Genomic DNA, 15,237 nt, shown 5'->3' with positions numbered 1-15,237 from the left:
GCGCCTTCGCTGCTATCGCGTTCACCGCCGGCAAGCAACCGGGCCTGCCGAAAGGTCTGCCCAACCGGTGCTATTCTGGCGGCTCATGCCGCCAGCCCCGTTTGTGATGACTAACAAGAAAGATACCGTGCCCCTACCCGAAGACCTGCGGGTGTTCCTGACCGTGATCCGCAAGGCCGGTTTCGCTGCGGCGGCCGATGAGCTGGGCTTGTCGCCAGCGTATGTCAGCAAGCGCATCCAGATTCTCGAAACCACCTTGGCCACCCGCCTGTTGCACCGCACCAGCCGGCGCATTGCGCTGACCGAAGACGGTGAACGGGTGCAGCGCTGGGCGGTGCGCATCCTCGAAGATTTCCAGCAACTGTCCGATGAACTCTCCGACGCCCATGACCGCCCGCGTGGCCACCTGCATCTGTGCAGCAGCTTCGGTTTCGGTCGCAACCATGTGGCCCCCGCCGTGTCGTTGCTGGCTGAGCAGTACCCGGACCTGGAAATCCGCCTGGACCTGTTCGACCGCGTGGTGGATATCGTCAGCGAAGGCTTCGACCTGGAGATCCGCGTGGGCGACGACATCCCCGGCCAGCACATCGGCCGTCGGCTGGTGAGCAACCGGCGCGTGCTGTGCGCCGCCCCGGCTTACCTGGAGCGGCGCGGCACACCGCAACAGTTGAGTGACCTGGAGCAGCACGACTGCCTGATACTCAAGGAGCGCGATAACGCGTTCGGCATCTGGAACCTGGAGCGCGACGGCACCCAGGAAAGCGTGCGCGTACGCGGGCCGCTGTCGTCGAACAATGGCGAAATTGTGCTGCAGTGGGCATTGGATGGGCGCGGTGTGCTGCTGCGCTCGATGTGGGATGTGAAGCCGCTGTTGGAGCAAGGCAAGCTCGTGCAGCTACTGCACGGTTATACCCAGAGTGCCAACGTGTGGGCGGTATACCCGACACGGTTGGCGTATTCCGGGAAGTTGCGGGCCTGCGTGGAGTTTTTGCAGGAGCATTTCAAGGGATTGTCGATCTAGCTCAGCCAGGGGTTGGCTTGCAGGTGCCGGCGTTCGAAGGCCTTGATCTCCGCACTGCGCTGCAAGGTGCTGCCGATGGCATCCAGGCCCCGCAACAACGCAGTCTTGCGCAGGGTATCGATCTGGAACGGGATCACCTGGCCATCCGCCAAATGGATCTGCTGGGCTTCAAGGTCGACACTGATCTGCGCCTGGTCCGCCTGGCTGACGGTCTTGCCCAGCTGCTGCAACACCGCCTCATCCAAGGTGATCAACAACACCCCGTTGCGCTGGCAATTGTCATAGAAAATCCCCGCGAAGCTGCTGCCGATCAGCGCGCGGATGCCCATCTGCTTCAAGCCCCATACCGCGTGTTCCCGGCTGGAACCGCAGCCGAAGTTCGGCCCGACCACCATGAAACATGCGCCCTGCCAGGCCGGCAGGTTCAGCACGAACTCGGGGTTGGGCTCGCCGGACGGCAAGAAGCGCAGGTCGAAGAACAGCCCGCGGTCCAGGCCGCTGCGGTCAATACCCTTGAGAAACTGTTTGGGCATGATCACATCGGTATCGATGTTGGCCGCCAGCATCGGCGCGGCCTTGCCGGTGACCAGGGTGAAGGGTTGCAGGCTCATGGGTGCGCTCCAAAGTGGCGGATATCAGTGAGGCGGCCGGTAATGGCAGCGGCGGCGACCATCGCCGGGCTCATCAGGTGGGTGCGTGCGCCCGCGCCCTGGCGGCCTTCGAAGTTGCGGTTGGTGCTGGACGCACAGCGGTCGCCGGGGGCGAGCACATCGTCGTTCATCGCCAGGCACATCGAGCAACCCGACTGACGCCATTCAAAGCCGGCGTCGATAAAAATCGCTGCAAGGCCTTCGGCTTCGGCCTGGTCGCGCACTTCGGTGGAGCCCGGCACGATCATCGCCCGCACGTGTTCAGCGACGCGCTTGCCACGCACCACGCTGGCGGCGTCGCGCAGGTCTTCGATGCGGGCGTTGGTGCAGGAGCCGATGAACGCATGGCTGATGACGATCTCGCTCAACGGCATACCGGCTTCCAGGCCCATGTAGTTGAGGGCGCGGCGCATGTCCTGGCGCAGGATCAGGTCGCTGACGTCCTGCGGGTCGGGCACGCGGGCGCCGATGGGGGCGGCCTGGTCGGGGCTGGTGCCCCAGGTGACCATGGGTTCCAGGGTGCTGGCATCGAGGTGCACTTCCTGGTCGAACACCGCATCGGCATCCGAGTGCAGTTGGCGCCAGCCCACCAGCGCCTGGTCCCACAGCTCGCCTTTCGGCGCACGCGGCTTGCCCTTGAGGTAGGCGAAGACTTTTTCGTCCGGCGCCATGAACGCGCCGCGCGCGCCCGCTTCCACCGCCATGTTGCAGATGGTCATGCGCGCCTCGACGCTCAGCGCATCGATGGTGGAACCACGAAACTCAATGGCATAGCCCGTGGCACCGGAAGCGCCGATCTTGCCGATCAACGCCATGATCACATCCTTGGACGTCAGGCCGGGTGCCAGGTCGCCCTCAACCGTGACCCGCAGGGTCTTCAGACGCTTGTAGACCAGCGTCTGAGAGGCCAGCAGGTGTTCGATCTCCGAGGTGCCGATGCCGAAACCGAAGGCACCGAGGGCGCCGTAGGTGGTGGTGTGGCTGTCACCGGCGGCGATCACCATGCCTGGCAGGATAAAGCCCTGCTCCGGGGCGATTACGTGTTCGATGCCCTGGCGCTTGTCGAGGATGTCCAGCAGCTCGATGCCGAAGTCCCGGCAGTTCTCCGCCAGGTAGGACACCTGCCGCGCCCCGCCTGCATCGGGCATCGCCGCGACGCGCTTGGGCGTGGTGGGGTTCACATGGTCGACCACGGCCAGCGCCGTGCCTGGGCGCCACACGTTGCGCCCGGCCTCGCGCAAGCCGCTGAAGGCCTGGGGGCTGGTGTATTCGTTGATCACCTGGCGGTCGATATAAAGCAGCACATGGCCCTGGTCATCCAGGGGGCACACCGTGTGGGAATCGATGTGTTTGTCGTAGAGGGTTCGGGCAGTCATTTTTCTGGGCTCACTTTTGTCGGCGCTCAACGGTATGCGCCCATCCTACGCAGCCGCCTCGCCCCATCAATGGCGCCTGGGTGATGGCTTGGAACATGTTTCGTGTTCGATCAAGGCAATAAAACGCCCCGAATGTGAACCTGAAACATTTTCTTTCATATCCGCCTTAGGGATTTCTCATTCTCATCCGTCTTAACTTAGATACAGCCCGTCGCGTCAGCAAAAGCTACGACTGGCCTTTTCCGGGCCTCCATTGCCCTCCTCCGATCAAGACCCTCATTCACATGTCGAAGAAGTCACGCTCCAAACTCTGGTTTCTCGTACATAGCTGGCTGGCATTGCCTATCTGGTTCTTTGTACTGATCGTCTGCGTCACCGGCACCCTGGCGGTGGTCAGCCAGGAGATCGTCTGGCTGGCCAACCCGGATATCCGTGCGAGCAAGCCCTCGGACGATGCCGAACCGCTGAGCTATGACCAGGTGATCGCCGCCATCAAGCGCGATGAACCCCAGGTATATGTGCAGTCGATCAGCCGGCCCGACGAATCGCATTTTGCATTGAGCGTCGACCTCAGCTACCCCGACGGACGCTCGGTGGAGGTCTACGTCAACCCGTACACCGGGGCGATCCAGGGCATCAGCCCCTCCTTCAACTTCCAGCAGTTCACCCGCGCCCTGCATGGCTGGTGGCTGGTGCCGTTCACCAATGGCTACAGCTGGGGCTGGTACCTGGTGTCGGCACTCGGCATCCCGCTGCTGGCGTCGCTGGTCACCGGGCTGGTGGTGTACAAGCGGTTCTGGAAAGGCTTCCTGCGCCCGACTCTGCGGATCCGCCACGGCGCGCGGATTTTCTGGGGGGACTTCCACCGCTTGAGCGGTATCTGGTCGATCTGGTTCATAGCAGTCATCTCCGTTACCGGCATCTGGTTCCTGATCCGGGCGATTTTGGGCGACAACCAGATTTCGATTTCCACCGAACCGGTCATCCCGGTGATTGCCCGGGAGAAGGTGCCGATGTCGGCGCCCGGCGTGCCGGCCCCCATGATTCCGGTGGACGAGGCGATCAAGATCGCCACCCAGCGCATCCCTGGCCTGGAGGCAAGCTTCATCAGCCTGCCGCTCAATGCCTACAGTCACCTGCAGATCGGCGGGCGGGGCTGGTACCCGTTGATGTTCCAGACCGCGCAGATCAACCCCTATGACGGTGAAGTGGCTGCGGCGCACCTGCTGTCCGACCGTTCGAAGCTGGAGTTCGTCACCGAATCCATGCGCCCCCTGCACACCGGCGACTTCGGCGGCATCTGGATCAAGCTGATCTGGGCCTTCTTCGGCCTGATCATGAGCATGATGGTGTTGAGCGGCCTGCTGATCTGGACCAAGCGCACCGCCCTGGCCACCCTCAATGCCTTCAAGCGTGAAGTCAAGGCACAGCACAAACCGGTTTCCCTCCCCGCCCGGCAGGCGCAAACCTCGGAGGCCAACTCATGAGCAAGGTCGCTGCGGTAAAACCATCGCCTCTGCGGGCGCTCTGGCTGAAATGGCGTTTCCATCTCAATGTGCTGCTGTTGCTGGTGCCGCTGGGCTTCATGCCCAAGTACTTCGCCGATGCAGCGCTGTTTCGCGGCGACACCGGCATCGGCGAACGGGTGGCCGGCGACGTACAGGTCGGACCCTGGAGCCTGAAGCTTGCCGAGTTTCGCAATGAAGGCCCGCGCCCCGACCCGGCCGGCCCGATGAAATTCTTCAACGCCGCCCTGTGCGACAGCTGTGCCAACCAGGTCAAGGCCACCTACCTGCGCATCGGCAAGCCGCGCAGCCTGCGCGCTGCCGGGGTGATCTTCTTCGGTACGCCCTACCGCATGGGCGCCGGCCTGCCGATCCCGGAACGCACGCCCGTCGACGCCGAACTGTGGGTGACCATGGAAGGCTGGGACGGCAGCATGCATCAGGGTTCCATCCCGTTGAGCCAGGCTTCGCCTGCCACGATTGCCTGGCTGAACAAGCAAGGAGTTAAACCATGACTTTGATGCGACTGACCCGCGCCTGCGGCGTCCTGTTGATGGGTGCGGGGTTCAGTACCGTCGCCCTCGCCCACAACCCGATGTGCGAGTGCAAGGAAATCCCCGGTGAGCAGATCCAGTGCAAGGGCGGCTTCTCCGACGGCAGCGGTGCACCCGGCGTGACCCTGGACGTGATCGGCTACGACGAAACCATCCTGGTGCCCGGCAAGCTCGGCCAGGACTCGACCCTGACCTTCAAGAAACCGTCCGCCGAGTTCTACGTGCTGTTTGATGCCGGTCCCGGCCACGTGGTGGAAATCGACCAAGCGGATATCCAGCCGCAATGAGTACCACACAGGTTGTACGCCCGGCCGGTGCCGGTCACGAAACCCTCTACGTGCTGCTGTTGTGCCTGATCATCCTCGCGGTGGCCGGCTCGGTAATAGCACTGCACGGTGAATCCCAGGAAGTCGCGGCGGTGCCCAGCCACCAATTGGACGCGCGCCGCGACTTGAGCGCCGCCGAGCAAGGCGTCTATGCAGACCTGCGGGTGACCCTGGATGAAATCCAGCTGTTGCAGCAGGAACAAAGCGCGCTGCCCAGCCCGGCGCAACTGGCCGAAGAAGGCTTTGCGCCGTTTGCCCAGGACGCCAGTTCGGTCAGCCGTGGCGATCACCGCTGGCAACTGTTGGAACCCTCGGCCTACCTGGGCTTGAGCCAGGCGCCAGCGACCAGCGGTTCATTACTGATGCGCGTGCACGGTGCCGAGCCGGACATCTGGCTCAATCGCCAGGCCAACCTCGCCGCTCCCTCCGACCTCTCCGACCAGGCGCTGATCGCAGCCGGCTGGCGGCAGGTGGTCGCGCAATTCGATGCCGGCGTCACCCGCCAGCACCGTCACTGAACGAGAAGACCGATTGCCCATGTCTATTTCATCGCCCCTGTTGCGCCTGTTGCTGGTTGGCCTGTTCAGCCTGATGCTCGCTCCCCTGGCCAATGCCGAGGCAACCAAGCGCCTGCGTATCGGCATCACCCTGCACCCTTATTACAGCTACGTGGCCAATGTCGTCGGCGACAAGGCCGAGGTGGTGCCGCTGATTCCGGCCGGTTTCAACCCGCATGCCTACGAGCCACGCGCCGAAGACATCAAGCGCATCGGCACCCTGGACGTGATCGTGCTCAACGGCGTCGGCCACGATGATTTCGCCGACCGCATGATCGCTACCAGCGAGCGCCCGGACATCCCGGTGATCGAAGCCAACGCCAATGTGCCATTGCTGGCCGCCACCGGTAACGCCGCACGCGGTGCGGGCAAGGTGGTCAACCCGCATACCTTCCTGTCGATCAGCGCATCGATTGCCCAGGTCAACAACATTGCCCGCGAACTGGGCAAGCTCGACCCGGACAACGCCAAGACCTACACCCAGAACGCCCGCGCCTACGGCAAGCGCCTGCGCCAGATGCGTGCCGATGCCCTGGCCAAATTGACCAGCGCACCCAACCCGGACCTGCGCGTGGCCACCGTGCATGCGGCCTACGACTATCTGCTGCGCGAGTTCGGCCTGGAAGTCACCGCCGTGGTCGAACCGGCCCACGGCATCGAGCCAAGCCCCAGCCAGTTGAAGAAAACCATCGACGAACTGCGCGCCCTGGACGTGAAGGTGATCTTCTCGGAGATGGACTTCCCGTCCACCTACGTCGACACCATCCAGCGTGAATCCGGGGTCAAGCTGTACCCGCTGTCGCATATTTCCTACGGCGAATACAGCGCCGAGAAGTACGAAGTGGAAATGACCGGTAACCTCAACACGGTGGTCCGGGCAATTCAGGAGTCCGGAGCATGACGGCGGCGGAACAGCTGAAGGCGGTCAGCGTCGGCCCGACGCTCGAGTTCGACAAGGTGTCGTTGACCCTGGGTCGCACCGCGATCCTCGATGCGGTGAGTTTCCAGGTACAGCCGGGCAGCATCCATGCGCTGGTCGGCCCCAACGGCGGCGGTAAAAGCTCGCTGATCAAGACCCTGCTCGGGCAAACACCCCATCAGGGTCGGCTGAGCCTGCATTGGCCGGCCGCACCCGGCACCATCGGTTATGTACCCCAGGCCCTGGAGTTTGACCGGGGCTTGCCGATGACCGTGGATGATTTCATGGCTGCCATGTGCCAACGGCGCCCGGCGTTCCTGGGCCTGTCCAGGCACTACGCCGGCGCGATCGGGGATGCACTGGAGCGCGTCGGCATGCAGGACAAACGCAAGCGGCGCATGGGCGCGCTGTCCGGCGGTGAACGCCAGCGTGTGCTGCTGGCCCAGGGGCTGATCCCGGCGCCGCACCTGCTGGTGCTGGATGAGCCGATGTCGGCCCTCGACGAAGCCGGTATCCAGGTGTTCGAGCGCCTGCTCAATGACTGGCGCCTGGCCGGGATCACCGTGCTGTGGATCGAGCATGACCTGGAAGCCGTGGGCCGCCTGGCCGACCGCGTCACCGGCCTGAACCGCCGCGTGCTGTTCGATGCCACGCCCAAGGAGGCGCTGACCCCGGACCGCCTGCTGACCCTGTTCTCCACCCACCCTCGGAGCCCGGCGCAATGAGTTATGAAGCCTTTCGCTTGATGGTCCAGGGCTGGGCCTCTTCCGGCTACCTGCCGGAGGCGCTGGCCTACGGTTTTGTGGTCAACGCCCTGCTCGCCGGTCTGCTGATCGGCCCGGTGCTGGGCGGCCTGGGCACGCTGGTGGTGGTCAAGCGCTTCGCATTTTTCTCCGAAGCGGTTGGCCATGCCGCGTTGACCGGCGTGGCAGTCGGGATCCTGCTGGGTGAACCCTACACCGGGCCGTATGGCGCACTGTTCGGCTACTGCCTGCTGTTCGGCATCCTGCTCAACTACCTGCGCAACCGCACGGGCCTGGCGCCGGACACCTTGATCGGGGTGTTCCTGTCGGTGTCCCTGGCGCTGGGGGCGAGCCTGTTGCTGATCCTGGCCGGCAAGATCAACGTGCATATCCTCGAGAACGTGCTGTTTGGCTCGGTGTTGACGGTCAACGGCAACGATCTGCTGGTGCTGGCGGTTGTCGGTGCGCTGGTAATGGCCCTGGCGCTGCCGCTGTACAACCGCATCATGCTGGCCAGCTTCAATCCGCAGTTGGCCGCTGTGCGCGGCGTCGCCGTGAAAACCCTGGACTACCTGTTCGTGATCCTGGTGACGCTGATCACCGTCGCGGCGGTCAAGGTCATCGGGGCGATCCTGGTGGGGGCGCTGCTGGTGATTCCGGCGGCTGCGGCGCGCCTGCTGAGCCAGTCGCTGAAGGGCTTCTTCTGGGTCTCGGTGGCGATTGCCACAGTCAGCACCCTGTGCGGGATCCTGCTGCCGATCATCTTCGACCTGCCCGTGCCGTCCGGCGCCGCCATCATCCTGGTCGCCGGTATCGCCTTCGCCCTGGCCGCCATCGCGCGCGGCACAGTGCCCAGCCTCAAAGGAAATCTTGGATAATGCGCCCTGTACTTCGTCCATTGGCTCTGGCCATCACGTGTTTCATCAGCACTTCGGCCCTGGCGGTCGACGGGGTAGAGCCCAAACCTCTCAAGATCCATCAGGGATTGGGCCACGTCGCACTGAGCAAGGCCACTTCGGTAAAACAGGTGAAGATCCTCGCTTCGCTGCCGATTACCTACGGCCTGGCCGAGGTGCTGCTCAAAGGCACCAACGTACAGCTTGAGCGCGCCGCGCCGGCCAACTTGCCAGGTTCACGCCAGGTGTCCTACTTCACCGGCCGTGGCGCGCCGGCCCTGAGCAAATTGGCGCTGGACGCCGACGCCGCCATCGGCCTGCGCTCATTGTGGGCCGATGACCCGCTGTACCCGGTGGCGCGGCGTAGCAATATCCGTATCGTCGAAGTCGACGCCGCCCGCCCGGTGGATGGTGGCTTGCCTGGCATCGCCGTACAGCCTGGCGTTGCCGATGGCCTGAACAGCCAGCCATGGCAGTCGAGCAACAATATGGGACGCATGGCCGATGTACTGGCTGCCGACCTGAGCCGCCTGGCCCCGGGCGCCAAGCCGAAGATCGACGCCAACCTCGCCGCCCTCAAGCAGCGCCTGCTCAAACTCACCGCCGACAGCGAAGCGCGCCTGGCCAAGGCGGATAACCTGAGTGTGGTCAGCCTGAGCGATCACTTTGCTTATCTGATCAGCAGTTTGAACCTCGAAGCGCTCAGCACCGATGCACGGCCGGATGCCGACTGGACGCCCGAGGCGCTACAGAAACTCACGGCCGAGCTGAAGGACAACGATGTGGCGGTGGTGCTGCATCATCGCCAGCCGAGTGAGGCGGTGACGGCAGCGGTAACGGCAAGTGGCGCCAGGCTGCTGGTGCTGAACGTGGACGGTGCGGAACCGGTGGCGGAGCTGGAGACCAATGTGGACCAGGTGATCAAGGCGCTGACCCCATGACATCCACACCGACATGAATCGCATCATGCCGCCAGAACTCCAGGTCGCAGTCGATCAACCGCTGGTGCTGGTCATAATTGACCCGGGCGATACGCAAGCCCGGGCTGCCCACCGATACGCGCAACGCCGCAGCAGCCTCCACCGGCAGTGACGTCGGCACGATCTCGAAACGCACCCGCCCGTAGTGCAGGTCGTACTTGCGTGCGTACAGCTCGGTCATCGACTGATTCAAATCACACGCCAGGATCCCCGGGAAATACTGCGGGTTCAGGTAGTGCTCCACATACAATACCAGGCGTCCATCGATGCGCCGACCCCGGCAGATCTGGATCACGCTCGACAGTGCCGGCAGCTGCAACCAGGCGCACACCGCCGCCGACGCCGGTTGCAGCCGCGCGGAGATGACCTCGGTGGACGCCACCCGCCCCTGGTCGCTGACCATCGCGTGAAAGTGGCTGCGTTGCATCAGGTTGTAGGCCAACCGTGGCGGCGAGACAAACCAGCCGCGTCGCTCCTCGCGATAAATCTGACCCTGCGCTTCCAGTTGTAACAAGGCTTCCCGCACGGTAATCCGGGTGGTACCGAACAACTCGCTGAGCTTGCGCTCGGCCGGCAGTTTGCTGGCAGGCGGCAACAGGCCGTGGTCGATCTGCTCTTGCAGCGCCAGGCCGATGGATGTCACCGCCTTGATTGCCTCATCACGCATCAACGTTACCTATCTGGACTAGACCAGCACCGACAAGGTGCACAAACCGCTCCGTAAATGGGCTTGCACGGTTGAGTGCCAGCCTAGGTAGTACAGATGACCGACAGATGACAGTCCGTGTGCAGCCGTCGCAGCACACCCTGCAATACGTCGGCCAAGTCCCTTCCCCACGGGCACTTGAGCATGGTCTACGCTGACTCTGCGACAAGCGACATCAGCATTTTAAAAACGACATCGACATGAAACTGTCATCCATCGAGCCTAGATTGGCTCAGGTATTGCTCTGACCTAGACCAACAACACCGCAGAAACAACCGCCGCGTTGAAAACGCCCAAAGGAGCTTCGGATGAAACAGCTTTTCCTGGCATCACTGTTAGGCTCGACCATTGCCATGTGCACCGCCGCCATGGCCGCTGATACCGATCTAAAAACCCTGGAAGCTGCCGCCAAGGCAGAAGGCGCTGTCAACAGCGTCGGCATGCCCGATGACTGGGCCAACTGGAAAGGCACCTGGGAAGACCTGGCCAAGACCTACGGCCTCAAGCACATCGACACGGACATGAGCTCGGCCCAGGAAATCGCCAAGTTCAAGGCTGAGAAAGACAACGCCAGCGCCGACATCGGCGACGTGGGCGCGGCGTTCGGGCCGATTGCGGTGAAGCAGGACGTGACCCAGCCGTACAAACCGTCCACCTGGGCCCAGGTCCCGGATTGGGCGAAAGACAAGGACGGTCACTGGGCCCTGGCCTACACCGGCACCATCGCGTTTATCGTCAACAAGAAGCTGCTGCACGGCTCTGAAGTGCCCACCCGTTGGGCTGACCTGCAAAACGGCAAATACAAGGTCTCCATCGGTGACGTAAGCACTGCGGCGCAAGCGGCCAACGGCGTACTGGCAGCCGCCATTGCCAATAAAGGCGACGAAAAGAACATCGCCCCCGGCCTGCAATTCTTCACCAAGATCGCCCAGCAAGGCCGCCTCTCACTGTCCAACCCGACTATCGCCACAATGGAAAAAGGTGAAGTCGAAGTGGGTGTGGTCTGGGACTTCAACGGCCTGAGCTACAAGGCCAAGATGGCCAACCCGGATGACTACGTGGTGTTGATCCCATCGGATGGCTCGGTGAAATCCGGCTACACCACCCTCATCAACAAATACGCCAAGCACCCGAACGCCGCCAAGCTGACCCGCGAGTACATTTTCAGCGACGCCGGCCAACTCAACCTGGCCAAAGGCAATGCGCGTCCGATCCGTGCTGAAACCGACCTGAAACTGCCGACCGAGATCGCCAAGAACCTGATCCCGGGCGAGCAGTACACCAAGGCCAACCCGCAGCCGATCAAGGATGCCGATGCCTGGGAAGCCACGTCCAAGAAGCTGCCCCAGCTGTGGAACGAGCAAGTCATCGTAGAGATGAAGTAAGCCTGCCACCCCACATTGGACTCCACTGGAGATCCAATGTGGGAGGGGGCTTGCCCCCGATGGCGGTGGATCAGTGACAGATATTCAAACTGACACACCGCTATCGGGGGCAAGCCCCCTCCCACACTTGAACCCAGATGCATCAGGAATATCGAGCCAAGTCCATCGTTGCGGAGCGCCTCCCCCCATGAAGCACAATGTCATCCTTGTCGTGCTCGACGGCCTCAACTTCGAGGTTGCGCGGCACGCCATGGGGCACTTGCAGGCCTATGTCGGCGCAGGACGCGCAGCCCTGTACAAACTGGAATGTGAACTGCCCGCCCTGTCCCGCCCGTTGTACGAATGCATTCTCACCGGTGTACCGCCGATCGATAGCGGCATCGTGCACAACAACGTCTCGCGCCTGTCCAACCAGCGCAGCATCTTCCATTACGCCACCGACGCCGGCCTCACTACCGCGGCGGCGGCTTATCACTGGGTCAGCGAGTTGTATAACCGCACGCCCTTTCTCGCCGCCCGCGACCGTCATACCGACGACCCGGCGCTGGCGATCCAGCACGGGCATTTCTACTGGAATGACCACTACCCGGATTCCCACCTGTTCGCCGACGCCGAAAGCCTGCGCCTCAAGCACGCGCCGAACGTCCTGCTGGTGCACCCGATGAACATCGACGACGCCGGCCACAAGCACGGCCTCGACACCCCCCAGTACCGCAACAGCGCACGCTCGGCCGACATCATCCTGGCCGATTACCTGCACACCTGGCTCGACGCCGGCTACCAGGTGCTGGTGACCGCCGACCACGGCATGAACAACGACCGTTCCCACAACGGCCTGCTCCCCGAAGAACGCGAAGTGCCGCTGTTTGTGCTGGGGGCTGCGTTCAGCCTGGACAGCCGCGCCGCACCGAAACAGACCGAGCTGTGCGGCACCGTCTGTGAGCTGCTGGGCGTACCCCACGACAAACCTGTATGCCGGGAGCTGTTGAAATGATCCGAGGCAAATGGCTGGCGCTGCTGTGCCTGGTGCCTTTCGCACTGTTCTTTATCGTGTTCGAAATCGCCCCGTTGGTATGGGTGCTGATCAACAGCCTGCAAACCGAAGAAGCTGGCTGGGGCGTGGAAAACTTCACGCGCATCTTCAGCTCGAAGTTCTACCTGCAAGCCATCCAGTTCAGCCTGGAGATCAGCTTCTACTCCAGCGTGTTCGGCATCATCATCGCCACCCTCGGCAGTTACTCCCTGCGTCGGGTGGATTCGCCGCTGCGCAACTTCGTTACCGCCTTTGCCAACATGACCAGCAACTTTGCCGGCGTGCCCCTGGCCTTCGCCTTCATCATCCTGTTGGGCTTCAACGGCAGCATTACGATCATGCTCAAGCAGGCGGGGATCATTCAGGACTTCAACCTGTATTCGAAGACCGGGTTGATCATTCTCTACACCTATTTCCAGATTCCCCTCGGTGTACTGCTGCTGTACCCGGCCTTCGATGCGCTGCGCGAGGACTGGCGTGAGTCGGCGTCGCTGCTGGGTGCCAACGGTTGGCAGTTCTGGCGACACATCGGCTTGCCGGTGCTCACCCCGGCCCTGCTCGGCACCTTCGTGATCCTGCTGGCCAACGCCCTTGGGGCCTATGCCACGGTGTATGCGCTGACCACCGGCAACTTCAACGTGCTGCCGATCCGCATCGCGGGCCTGGTCTCCGGTGACGTGTCCCTCGACCCGAACCTGGCCAGTGCCTTGGCCGTGGTGCTGGTGGCGCTGATGACCGTGGTCACCGTGGTCCATCAACTGCTGCTCAAGAGGAGCTACCATGTCTCGCGCTGAAGCCGGCCCGGCCTCCCTCTACCACCGCGTGGTGGTGTGCCTGTTGTTTGCGATCCTGGTGCTGCCGCTGATCGGCACCTTCGTCTATTCCATCGCCAGCAGTTGGTCGGCAACGATCCTGCCCGCTGGTTTCACGGTGAAATGGTATGTGCAGCTGTGGAGCGACCCGCGCTTCCTGATGGCCTTCGGGCAATCGTTGCTGGTGTGCGTGGGCGCCTTGGTGCTGTCGGTGGTGCTGATTTTGCCGCTGCTGTTCGTGGTGCATTACCACTTTCCCAAACTCGACGCGCTGATGAACATCCTGATCCTGCTGCCCTTCGCGGTGCCGCCCGTGGTGTCGTCGGTGGGCCTGCTGCAATTGTATGGCTCAGGTCCCTTTGCGATGGTGGGCACGCCGTGGATTTTGATCGGCTGCTACTTCACCGTGGCACTGCCGTTCATGTACCGGGCGATCACCAACAACCTGCAGGCGATCAACCTGCGCGACCTGATGGACGCCTCCCAGCTGCTTGGCGCCAGCACCTGGCAGGCGGCGATCCTGGTGGTGCTGCCCAACCTGCGCAAAGGCTTGATGGTGGCACTGTTGCTGTCGTTCTCGTTCCTGTTCGGTGAGTTCGTGTTCGCCAATATCCTCGTGGGTACGCGCTACGAAACCCTGCAGGTCTACCTGAACAACATGCGCAACAGCAGCGGCCACTTCACCAGTGCCGTCGTGATTTCCTACTTCTTCTTTGTGCTGGTGCTGACCTGGGCCGCCAATATCTTGAACAAGGACAAAAGCCAATGAGCTTCGTCAGCGTCCAACACCTGCAAAAAAGCTACGCCGGCACCCCGGTGTTCAGTGACATCAACTGCGAAATCGCCAAGGGCGAGTTCGTCACCCTGCTCGGCCCGTCCGGTTGCGGCAAGTCCACGCTGCTGCGCTGCATCGCCGGGCTGACCTCGGTGGACAGTGGCAAAATCCTGCTGGATGGCCAGGACATCGTCCCGCTGAGCCCGCAGAAACGCCATATCGGCATGGTGTTCCAGAGCTATGCGCTGTTCCCCAACATGACCGTGGAACAGAACGTCGCCTTCGGCCTGCGCATGCAGAAGGTCAACGCCGACGACAGCCACAAGCGCGTGCAGGAAGTCCTGCAACTGGTAGAACTCAAGGACCTCGCCGGTCGCTACCCGCACCAGATGTCCGGCGGCCAGTGCCAGCGCGTGGCCCTCGCCCGCTCATTGGTCACGCGCCCGCGCCTGTTGCTGCTGGATGAGCCGCTGTCGGCACTGGATGCGCGGATTCGCAAGCACCTGCGCGAGCAGATCCGCCAGATCCAGCGCGAGCTGGGGCTGACCACGATCTTTGTGACCCATGACCAGGAAGAAGCCCTGACCATGTCCGACCGGATCTTCCTGATGAACCAGGGCAAGATCGTGCAGAGCGGTGATGCCGAGACCCTCTACACCGCGCCAGTGGACGTATTCGCCGCCGGTTTCATCGGCAACTACAATCTGCTGGATGCCGACAAGGCCACCCAATTGCTGCAACGCCCGATCAACAGCCGTATCGCCATCCGCCCGGAAGCCATCGAGCTGAGCCGCAATGGCGAGTTGGACGCCTTGGTTCGCAGCCACAGCCTGCTGGGCAACGTGATTCGCTACCGCATCGAAGCGCGCGGCGTGGAACTGGTGGTGGACGTGCTCAACCGCTCGGCCGACGACTTGCACCCGGATGGGCAACGCCTGGCACTTTCCATCGACCCCAGCGCCCTGTGTGAAGTAGCCTGAGCAGCGACGATTATTGAGA

At 62.8% G+C, this 15,237-nt stretch carries 17 protein-coding genes; 14 read left to right on the top strand and 3 right to left on the bottom strand.

The annotated features are described in order from the left end of the window. Window positions 1-106: 106 nt before the first annotated feature. The gene (locus tag BM026_RS22960; protein ID WP_207240106.1) at window positions 107-1,021 is read left to right on the top strand and encodes a LysR substrate-binding domain-containing protein; all 915 of its coding nucleotides are present in this window, start codon (window positions 107-109) and stop codon (window positions 1,019-1,021) included. On the opposite strand, the gene leuD is transcribed toward BM026_RS22960, so the two are convergent. Together leuD and leuC are read right to left on the bottom strand one after the other, a co-directional pair. Further along, window positions 1,018-1,632 (bottom strand): 3-isopropylmalate dehydratase small subunit, encoded by a 615-nt coding sequence (gene leuD / locus BM026_RS22955; RefSeq protein WP_093530174.1) that lies wholly within the window; start codon window positions 1,630-1,632, stop codon window positions 1,018-1,020. The genes BM026_RS22960 and leuD overlap by 4 nt on opposite strands. Continuing rightward, on the bottom strand, window positions 1,629-3,047 hold the full coding sequence (gene leuC, locus BM026_RS22950) for a 3-isopropylmalate dehydratase large subunit (RefSeq protein WP_093530172.1): 1,419 nt from the start codon (window positions 3,045-3,047) through the stop codon (window positions 1,629-1,631). Before leuC ends, leuD begins: the two co-directional genes overlap by 4 nt. Before the next feature lie 284 nt (window positions 3,048-3,331). On the opposite strand from leuC, the gene BM026_RS22945 reads away from it, so the two are divergent. Genes BM026_RS22945 through BM026_RS22910 form a run of 8 tightly spaced genes read left to right on the top strand, consistent with a single transcriptional unit; the run spans window position 3,332 to window position 9,488 of the window. Continuing rightward, a complete protein-coding gene (locus BM026_RS22945; protein ID WP_092248037.1) occupies window positions 3,332-4,534 on the top strand; it encodes a PepSY-associated TM helix domain-containing protein in 1,203 nt (400 codons plus the stop codon). Next, the gene (locus tag BM026_RS22940; RefSeq protein ID WP_092248034.1) at window positions 4,531-5,067 is read left to right on the top strand and encodes a thiamine pyrophosphate-binding protein; all 537 of its coding nucleotides are present in this window, start codon (window positions 4,531-4,533) and stop codon (window positions 5,065-5,067) included. The genes BM026_RS22945 and BM026_RS22940 overlap by 4 nt, the downstream gene beginning before the upstream one ends. Next, on the top strand, window positions 5,064-5,393 hold the full coding sequence (locus BM026_RS22935) for a hypothetical protein (protein ID WP_071492272.1): 330 nt from the start codon (window positions 5,064-5,066) through the stop codon (window positions 5,391-5,393). The genes BM026_RS22940 and BM026_RS22935 overlap by 4 nt, the downstream gene beginning before the upstream one ends. Beyond that, window positions 5,390-5,950, top strand: coding sequence for a DUF6162 family protein (locus BM026_RS22930; RefSeq protein ID WP_093530170.1), 561 nt, complete (start codon window positions 5,390-5,392; stop codon window positions 5,948-5,950). The genes BM026_RS22935 and BM026_RS22930 overlap by 4 nt, the downstream gene beginning before the upstream one ends. 19 nt (window positions 5,951-5,969) lie before the next feature. Next, window positions 5,970-6,890: a metal ABC transporter substrate-binding protein gene (locus BM026_RS22925; RefSeq protein ID WP_092248031.1), complete on the top strand. Its 921-nt coding sequence runs from the start codon at window positions 5,970-5,972 to the stop codon at window positions 6,888-6,890. Next, window positions 6,887-7,633, top strand: coding sequence for a metal ABC transporter ATP-binding protein (locus tag BM026_RS22920; RefSeq protein WP_071492269.1), 747 nt, complete (start codon window positions 6,887-6,889; stop codon window positions 7,631-7,633). The genes BM026_RS22925 and BM026_RS22920 overlap by 4 nt, the downstream gene beginning before the upstream one ends. Further along, complete coding sequence (locus tag BM026_RS22915; protein ID WP_071492268.1) at window positions 7,630-8,529, top strand: metal ABC transporter permease; 900 nt, start codon at window positions 7,630-7,632, stop codon at window positions 8,527-8,529. The genes BM026_RS22920 and BM026_RS22915 overlap by 4 nt, the downstream gene beginning before the upstream one ends. Further along, complete coding sequence (locus tag BM026_RS22910; RefSeq protein WP_092248023.1) at window positions 8,529-9,488, top strand: metal ABC transporter substrate-binding protein; 960 nt, start codon at window positions 8,529-8,531, stop codon at window positions 9,486-9,488. The genes BM026_RS22915 and BM026_RS22910 overlap by 1 nt, the downstream gene beginning before the upstream one ends. Here the strand turns inward: BM026_RS22910 and BM026_RS22905 are convergent. Next, window positions 9,469-10,194 carry a UTRA domain-containing protein gene (locus BM026_RS22905; protein ID WP_033900319.1) on the bottom strand — a complete coding sequence of 242 codons (726 nt, stop codon included), beginning with the start codon at window positions 10,192-10,194 and terminating at the stop codon, window positions 9,469-9,471. The genes BM026_RS22910 and BM026_RS22905 overlap by 20 nt on opposite strands. Window positions 10,195-10,541: 347 nt before the next feature. Here BM026_RS22905 and BM026_RS22900 point away from each other — a divergent pair, with 347 nt between their 5' ends. The 5 genes from BM026_RS22900 (at window position 10,542) to BM026_RS22880 (ending at window position 15,218) form a co-directional block, all read left to right on the top strand. After that, window positions 10,542-11,618: an ABC transporter substrate-binding protein gene (locus BM026_RS22900; protein ID WP_093530168.1), complete on the top strand. Its 1,077-nt coding sequence runs from the start codon at window positions 10,542-10,544 to the stop codon at window positions 11,616-11,618. A 187-nt stretch (window positions 11,619-11,805) separates the two neighbouring features. Beyond that, on the top strand, window positions 11,806-12,612 hold the full coding sequence (locus BM026_RS22895; RefSeq protein ID WP_093122638.1) for an alkaline phosphatase family protein: 807 nt from the start codon (window positions 11,806-11,808) through the stop codon (window positions 12,610-12,612). Continuing rightward, window positions 12,609-13,445, top strand: a complete 837-nt coding sequence (locus BM026_RS22890) for an ABC transporter permease (RefSeq protein ID WP_092248014.1) — start codon at window positions 12,609-12,611, stop codon at window positions 13,443-13,445. Before BM026_RS22895 ends, BM026_RS22890 begins: the two co-directional genes overlap by 4 nt. After that, on the top strand, window positions 13,432-14,232 hold the full coding sequence (locus BM026_RS22885; RefSeq protein WP_092248011.1) for an ABC transporter permease: 801 nt from the start codon (window positions 13,432-13,434) through the stop codon (window positions 14,230-14,232). Before BM026_RS22890 ends, BM026_RS22885 begins: the two co-directional genes overlap by 14 nt. Then, complete coding sequence (locus tag BM026_RS22880; RefSeq protein ID WP_092248008.1) at window positions 14,229-15,218, top strand: ABC transporter ATP-binding protein; 990 nt, start codon at window positions 14,229-14,231, stop codon at window positions 15,216-15,218. Before BM026_RS22885 ends, BM026_RS22880 begins: the two co-directional genes overlap by 4 nt. The last annotated feature ends 19 nt before the right edge of the window (window positions 15,219-15,237 follow it).

This window comes from Pseudomonas sp. NFPP24 (assembly GCF_900112095.1).
GTDB classification, from domain to species: Bacteria; Pseudomonadota; Gammaproteobacteria; order Pseudomonadales; family Pseudomonadaceae; genus Aquipseudomonas; species Aquipseudomonas extremorientalis.
The sequence above is the reverse complement of the archived record's forward strand: the minus strand, read 5'-3'. Positions and strand labels throughout refer to the sequence as shown.

Coding starts and splice junctions, on each gene's coding strand:
- BM026_RS22895 (WP_093122638.1), top strand. CDS start 11,806: ATGAAGCACAATGTCATCCTTGTCGTGCTCGACGGCCTCAACTTCGAG.
- BM026_RS22925 (WP_092248031.1), top strand. CDS start 5,970: ATGTCTATTTCATCGCCCCTGTTGCGCCTGTTGCTGGTTGGCCTGTTC.
- BM026_RS22940 (WP_092248034.1), top strand. CDS start 4,531: ATGAGCAAGGTCGCTGCGGTAAAACCATCGCCTCTGCGGGCGCTCTGG.
- BM026_RS22885 (WP_092248011.1), top strand. CDS start 13,432: ATGTCTCGCGCTGAAGCCGGCCCGGCCTCCCTCTACCACCGCGTGGTG.
- BM026_RS22905 (WP_033900319.1), bottom strand. CDS start 10,194: ATGCGTGATGAGGCAATCAAGGCGGTGACATCCATCGGCCTGGCGCTG.
- BM026_RS22920 (WP_071492269.1), top strand. CDS start 6,887: ATGACGGCGGCGGAACAGCTGAAGGCGGTCAGCGTCGGCCCGACGCTC.
- BM026_RS22880 (WP_092248008.1), top strand. CDS start 14,229: ATGAGCTTCGTCAGCGTCCAACACCTGCAAAAAAGCTACGCCGGCACC.
- BM026_RS22910 (WP_092248023.1), top strand. CDS start 8,529: ATGCGCCCTGTACTTCGTCCATTGGCTCTGGCCATCACGTGTTTCATC.
- BM026_RS22890 (WP_092248014.1), top strand. CDS start 12,609: ATGATCCGAGGCAAATGGCTGGCGCTGCTGTGCCTGGTGCCTTTCGCA.
- BM026_RS22900 (WP_093530168.1), top strand. CDS start 10,542: ATGAAACAGCTTTTCCTGGCATCACTGTTAGGCTCGACCATTGCCATG.
- BM026_RS22945 (WP_092248037.1), top strand. CDS start 3,332: ATGTCGAAGAAGTCACGCTCCAAACTCTGGTTTCTCGTACATAGCTGG.
- leuC (WP_093530172.1), bottom strand. CDS start 3,047: ATGACTGCCCGAACCCTCTACGACAAACACATCGATTCCCACACGGTG.
- BM026_RS22930 (WP_093530170.1), top strand. CDS start 5,390: ATGAGTACCACACAGGTTGTACGCCCGGCCGGTGCCGGTCACGAAACC.
- BM026_RS22960 (WP_207240106.1), top strand. CDS start 107: ATGACTAACAAGAAAGATACCGTGCCCCTACCCGAAGACCTGCGGGTG.
- BM026_RS22935 (WP_071492272.1), top strand. CDS start 5,064: ATGACTTTGATGCGACTGACCCGCGCCTGCGGCGTCCTGTTGATGGGT.
- BM026_RS22915 (WP_071492268.1), top strand. CDS start 7,630: ATGAGTTATGAAGCCTTTCGCTTGATGGTCCAGGGCTGGGCCTCTTCC.
- leuD (WP_093530174.1), bottom strand. CDS start 1,632: ATGAGCCTGCAACCCTTCACCCTGGTCACCGGCAAGGCCGCGCCGATG.